This is a genomic window from Protofrankia sp. CiP1_Cm_nod4 (assembly GCF_982290645.1).
The window spans coordinates 1-6,150 of sequence record NZ_CEVIVC010000208.1; the positions used below are offsets into that span (position 1 = coordinate 1).

Genomic DNA, 6,150 nt, shown 5'->3' on the forward strand with positions numbered 1-6,150 from the left:
GGGGCAGACTGTCGTTCATGACGTGGGTGGCGGTGAGACGCGGAAGCGGGCGGTCGCGAAAGGCGTGGCTGCGAAAGGCGTGGCGGTGAAGGGGCCGGCCGCGAAAGGCGCGACGGTGGGCCTGCTGCGGGATCAGGCGCTGGCGTACACCGGGCATCAGGTGCACGTCATGCGCCGCCGGGAGGCCGGCACGCTGCTGGCCTGGGCTGGTGAGCTGGCCGGGCGGACCGTCCTGGACGTCGCCGGCGGTGACGGGTACTGGGCCGGCCAGGCGGTGCGCCGCGGGGCGCGGGCGGTCTGCCTCGACCTCGCCCGCGGCAAGCTGGAGTTCGGCCGCCGGCTGCGCGGGCGTCCCTCGCTCGTCGAGGGGGACGCGCTGGCGCTGCCGTTCGCCGACGCCTCCTTCGACGTGGTGCTGTCGGTCTGTGCGATCGAGCACTTCGACGACGGGCCGGCCGCGCTCACCGAGATGACGCGGGTGCTCAGACCGGGCGGGGACCTTGTCATGTCCGCGGACGCCCTCACCCGCGCCGACGAGTGGCCGGCGCTGTTCGCCCGGCACCGGCAGCGCTACCACGTCCAACAGACCTACACCGGCGACCAGCTGGCGAAACTGCTCGACGAGCGCGGCCTGACGGTGGTGCGCCAGACCTACATGTTCCGCTCGCGGCGGGCCGAGCGGCTGTACCTGACGCTGTCGGCGAAGGGCGGCCGGGCCGGCTGGAACGCGGCGGCCCCGCTGTCACCGGTCGTCGCCCTGTCCGACCGGCGTACCCCGGACGGCCACGGCAGCGTGGTGCTGCTCCACGCCCGCAAACGGTAACCACGCCCGGTTCGCGGCGGACGCCGGCCACGACCGGCACCGGCTGTGACCGGCACCGGCTGTGACCGGCACCGCCACCACACCACCGGCAGTTACCGGGCCGGCTTCTCCCGAGGAAGATGGTTCGTCGTGCGGGTTGGATTTCTCGTCGACCAGATGCTGGCGCCGGTGCCCGGGGGGACGGGGCGGTACTCGGCGGAGCTCGCCGCCGCGCTCGCGCGGACGGCGCGGCCGGGTGAGACCGTCATCGGCTGGTGCGCCTGGCGCCCGGAGGCCGCCGTCGCCGCCGCGGCCGTGCCGGGCGTCCTCGGCCCCATCCGGCTGCCGCTGCCCCGCCAGGGGCTGGCCGCCGCCTGGCAGCGCGGCCACGGCCCGGCGCCGACAGGAGTGGACGTCGTCCACGCCCCCACCCTGCTCGTCCCGCCCCGGCGGCCGGGGGTGCCGCTGGTCGTCACCGTCCACGACGCCGTGCCGTGGACCCACCCGCACACCCTCACCCCGCACGGCGCCCGCTGGCACCGGCGGATGGGCGTCCGGGTCGCCCGCCACGCCGACGCCGTGATCGTCCCCACCAGGGCCGTCGCGGCCGGCCTGCGGGCCTGTCTGCCGATCCCGGCCGAGCGGCTGCACGTCGTCGGGGAGGGGGTGAGCGAGGCGGTCGGGCAGGTCCCGGCGGACGCCGCCGCCCGCGCCGGGCGCCTCGGCCTGCCCGCCGGCGGCTATCTACTCACCCTCGCCACCCTGGAGCCGCGCAAGGGCCTGGAGACGGTGCTCGCCGCGCTGCGCGACCCGGCCGCGCCCGGCCTGCCACTGGTGCACGTCGGCGCGCCGGGCTGGGGCGGGCTGGACCTGCGGGCCGAGGCCACCCGCCTCGGCCTCGAGCCGGCCCGGCTGCGGCTGCTCGGCCGGCTGGACGACGCCGACCTCGCGGTCGTGCTGTCGCGGGCCACCGCGCTGCTCGCGCCGAGCCGTTCGGAGGGCTTCGGGCTGCCGGTCGTCGAGGCGATGGCCCACGGTGTCCCCGTGATCGCCTCTGACATTCCCGCGTTCGTCGAGGTCGGCGGGCCCGCGATCGTGACCGTCGCGGTCGGCGACGCCGCCGCGCTGGCCCGCGCCGTCACGTCCGTTGTTGGTGACACAGAGTTACATCGTCGGCTGAGCGTGGACGGGCGAGCGAGAGCGGCGGCATTTACCTGGAACGGGGCAGCGGAATCGGTCTGGTCCCTTTACCGTCGACTTAGCGGCTCTCGGGAGTTCTCGACGGGGTGACTCTCAGGATCCGGTGCGGGCGTAGGCTTGCCTGCGGACCGAGGTCGACGTGATCGGCAGTACCGGGCGGGTCGGGGGCGACCCGCCGGGGGACGGCTTCACGCGGCGTCGGTGGTCTCGAAGAACCTAGCGGTGAGTAACACGCCGCCAGTCGGAAGGAGCGCCGTGTCTCCCCGGGTGCTCGTCGACGCCACAGCGGTTCCAGCCGACCGTGGTGGCGTCGGTCGTTATGTCGACGGGCTGGTGGCGGCCTTGGATGCGGCTGGCGCCGACCTCGCCCTGGTCTGTCAACGATCGGACTACGAGCGGTACGGCCGGATGGCCCCGCACGCCAACGTGGTGGCCGGGCCAGCGGCGATCGCCCACCGGCCCGCCCGGCTGGCCTGGGAACAGACCGGGCTGCCGCTGGTCGCCTACCAGGTCGGCGCACAGGTCATCCATTCGCCGCACTACACCATGCCGTTGCGTACCTCCCAGCCGGTGTGCGTGACCATCCACGATGTCACGTTCTTCACAGAGCCGGAGATGCACACCGCCGTGAAGGGAACGTTCTTCCGGTCGGCGATGCGTACCGCCGTGCGCAAGGCAAACCGGATCATCGTCCCGTCCAAGGCCACCCGGGACGAGCTCATCCGGGTCCTCGACGGCGACTCGACCACGACCGACGTCGCCTACCACGGGGTGGAGACCGCGACCTTCCACCCGCCGACGGAGGAGGACAAGCGCCGGGTGCGGCTGCGGCTCGGCCTCGGGGACAGCCGGTACGTCGCCTTCCTCGGGATGCTCGAGCCGCGCAAGAACGTCCCGAACCTGATCCGTGGCTGGGCCGAGGCCGTACACGACCGGGTGGCCCCGCCCGCGCTGGTGCTCGCCGGCGGCTCGGGCTGGGACGACGACGTGGACGCGGCGGTCGCCTCGGTGCCGTCCCACCTGAAGGTCGTCCGGCCCGGCTACCTGCGCTTCTCCGACCTGCCCGGGTATCTCGGCGGGGCGTCGCTGGTCGCCTACCCGTCCCACGGGGAGGGTTTCGGGCTGCCGGTGCTGGAGGCGATGGCCTGCGGCGCGCCGGTGCTGACGACCCCCCGGCTGTCCCTGCCGGAGGTCGGCGGTGACGCCGTCGCCTACACCCAGCCCGACGTCGACTCGATCGCCCGGGAGATGAGCGCGCTGCTCGACGACGCACCGCGGCGCGAGTCGCTGGCGCAGGCCGGTCTCGCCCGGGCCCGGGAGTTCACCTGGGCGGCGAGCGCCGAGGCGCACCTGGCGAGCTACGCGCGGGCCGCCGCGTCCTGACCCCGACAGCCGGCCGCGGCACCGCCAGTGGCATCCTGACCCGGGTGCGGCAATCACCTGTGCATCCGGCGAGCGGGGACGAAGAGGGCGGTCAGTGAGCGCACAGCACAACAGCGCACGGAACGAGGCGGCATCGACACAGCCGGCGTCGCGGTCGCGGCCGGCATCGGCGTCATCGCGGCCAGCGTCGCGGCAGCCGTCGTCGTCGCCGTCGGACGGTGAGTCGCCGTCCGACGGTAAGCCGGACGGCCCGGCCGCCGCGGACACCCGGCCGCACCTGCGGGTGGTGGTGGTGGCGTTCCACTCCGGGCAGGTGCTCGGCCCCTTCCTGGACTCCCTGGCCAAGGCCACGTCGCTGCCCTACGAGGTCGTCGTGGTGGACAACTCCCCGGCGCTGGACGCGGGCACGGCCGCCGCCGCCGGACGCGACGAGGTCCGCCTGCTGCGCACCGGGCGCAACCTCGGCTACGGGACGGCGGTCAACCGCGGCGCGGCCGGCAGCGCCGCGCCGTGGCTGGTGGTGGCCAACCCCGACATCACGTTCACGCCGGGGTCGCTCGACGAGCTGCTGGCGGCGTCCGGACGCTGGCCGGGCGCCGGCGCCTTCGGCCCGGCGATCACCAATCCGGGTGGCGTGCTCTATCCGTCAGCCCGTGAGCTGCCGTCCCTGCGGCGGGGGATCGGTCACGCCCTGTTCGGCTGGTGCTGGCCGACGAACCCGTGGACGACGGCCTACCGCCGCGAGCGCGGCGTGCTGGTCGAGACGACCGCCGGCTGGCTGTCCGGGGCGTGCCAGGTGCTGCGGCGCCAGGCGTTCGAGACGGTCGACGGGTTCGACGAGACGTACTTCATGTTCATGGAGGACGTCGACCTCGGCCGCCGGCTCGGCCTGCTCGGCTGGCAGCGGGTCTACGTGCCGACCGCGGTCGTGGAGCATCTCGGCGGCCACTCGACGAGGCGGTCCTCCCGCCGCATGGTCGTCGCCCACCACCGCAGCATGTTCCGCTACCTGTCCCGGCAGTACCCGGACGCGCGCCACCTGCCGCTGCGAATCCTGCTCGGGCTGGGGCTCGCCCTGCGCCTGTTGGCGGCCGTGGCGTTCGCCGACAACAGCGCCGGCGCCCGCGCGACCCGCTCCGCCGACGCCCTCCCGCCTCGCGGCACCGACCCGCCTCGCGGCACCGACCCGTCCCGAAGCACCGAACCCGCCCAGAACGAGGCACCGGCCCGTGACACAGAGCCCGCCCGTGACGCGGACGCGGTCCGGACCGCTGACCCTGCCCACGCGCGGTCCTGGTCCGAACCCGCGCCCGAACCAGGGCCGGTCACCGCGTCGCGGTGAGTTCTAGGAGAAGTCCAGCAGGTCGGACAGGGGGAACGAGATCGGGAACGGGTCCTCGAGCTTGACGGTGCCGTCTCCGCTGAACGCCAGGGGGGCTCCGTAACGCCCCTGGTCGGTGGCGACGCGGAGCACCTGGAGGCGGGGTTCGGGGTCGAAGTCGACGATCCAGTACTGGGGGATACCGGCGAGCGCGTACTCGGTGACCTTGCGTCCCCGGTCCTCGCGTTCGCTGCCGGAGCCGCGGGAGACGACTTCGACCGCCAGGAGCACGTCCGCCCCGTGGTAGAGCGAGCGGCCGAGCCTGCGGGCGCTGCTGGCGGCGGTCGCGTCGATCACGGCAACGTCGGGCTTGCGCGCGCCCGCGGGCGTGGCGATGTCCATGGGTGCCTGGACGTAGACCCGAGCCTTCGCGTCCTCGGCGGCGCGTTCCAGGATCCGGCTCAGCCGCCTGGCGAGAAAGTCGTGACGTGTACTGGGCGCCAACTCGATCAACCAGCCATCGACGAGCTCGAAGGACCGGCCAGCATCGGGCAGCCCGTGCAGATCCTCGACGGTGTAGGGCCCGTAGCCGTAGTCGTAGTCGACACTCACTGGCTCCTGTCCTCTCCTAAGGCGGCAGCCATCGCAACCATGAGGTTAGTCCTTCAGCCCGCGTGAACTCTCGCCGACTACGATCATGACATGTGGTGGTCGGGGGGCTCAGCGGCCTGGGATGAGCTCGTTCAGGCGGCTGGCCACGACGGAGATCATGGCGCTGGTGAGGCGGGGAGCCGCTGTCGCCTCCTCGACGATGGCGCGTACCCGGTCCGCCCGGGCACCGGTGGTGAGCCGTTCGACGGCCGCGTCCAGGTCGGGCTCGGACGCCGCCATGGCGGCCTCGGTCAGCGCCGAGCGGGCCCGGGCGACGTCCGCCCGCAGCGCCGCGGCGGCCATGTGCTCCCAGCGTGACTGACCGGGCGGCTGCGCGCCGCGGCCGATCAGGTGCGCCAGGCCGAGGCGGCCGAGCCCCAGCCTCGTCCCGATGGCGGTGTGGATGTGCAGCACGTCACTCGGCTCAAGGTCGTTACGCAGCGCGACGTCGACGATGTCCAGCGCCGGGCTCATCGCGTCGAGCCAGGCGACGCGTTCGGCCAGCCGGGCGGGCAGGCCGCGTTCGTAGAGCTGTTCGGCGAACCGCAGGACGGCGGTCAGCTCCTGGTCGGAGCCGACGGTGGCGAGCACGGTGGGCAGTGCCGCGGCGACCTCGGCCATCCCCTCGGCGTAGCGGGTGGTCTCGGCGGTGATGTCCAGCGGTGACCGGCGGGAGCGCAGCAGCCACAGCGCGGCCTCCTCCTGGACGAAATGGCAGTGCAACAGGGCCTCGGCGGCCGGGTCGGTGGAACCCACGGCCGGGCGCGGACGGCCGTCCTCACCGGCGCCCCCG

5 protein-coding genes and 1 pseudogene are annotated in these 6,150 nt (G+C 74.0%); 4 read left to right on the forward strand and 2 right to left on the reverse strand.

From position 1 onward, the window contains the following. The first annotated feature begins 115 nt into the window (after positions 1-115). The 4 genes from AC5LSR_RS22775 (at position 116) to AC5LSR_RS22790 (ending at position 4,727) form a co-directional block, all read left to right on the forward strand. Complete coding sequence (locus AC5LSR_RS22775; RefSeq protein WP_493465723.1) at positions 116-823, forward strand: class I SAM-dependent methyltransferase; 708 nt, start codon at positions 116-118, stop codon at positions 821-823. Positions 824-952: 129 nt separating this feature from the next. Further along, positions 953-2,092: a glycosyltransferase family 4 protein gene (locus AC5LSR_RS22780; protein WP_493465722.1), complete on the forward strand. Its 1,140-nt coding sequence runs from the start codon at positions 953-955 to the stop codon at positions 2,090-2,092. A gap of 165 nt (positions 2,093-2,257) precedes the next feature. Next, entirely contained in the window at positions 2,258-3,385 is a 1,128-nt protein-coding gene (locus AC5LSR_RS22785; protein WP_250290223.1) for a glycosyltransferase family 4 protein, read from the forward strand. 94 nt (positions 3,386-3,479) lie between these two features. Beyond that, a complete protein-coding gene (locus AC5LSR_RS22790) occupies positions 3,480-4,727 on the forward strand; it encodes a glycosyltransferase family 2 protein (RefSeq protein WP_493468990.1) in 1,248 nt (415 codons plus the stop codon). Between the two features lie 3 nt (positions 4,728-4,730). Here the strand turns inward: AC5LSR_RS22790 and AC5LSR_RS22795 are convergent, their stop codons facing one another. Continuing rightward, on the reverse strand, positions 4,731-5,318 hold the full coding sequence (locus AC5LSR_RS22795; RefSeq protein ID WP_250290227.1) for a Uma2 family endonuclease: 588 nt from the start codon (positions 5,316-5,318) through the stop codon (positions 4,731-4,733). A gap of 108 nt (positions 5,319-5,426) precedes the next feature. After that, a pseudogene (locus AC5LSR_RS22800) lies at positions 5,427-6,150 on the reverse strand (NAD-glutamate dehydrogenase domain-containing protein); the annotation flags it as partial.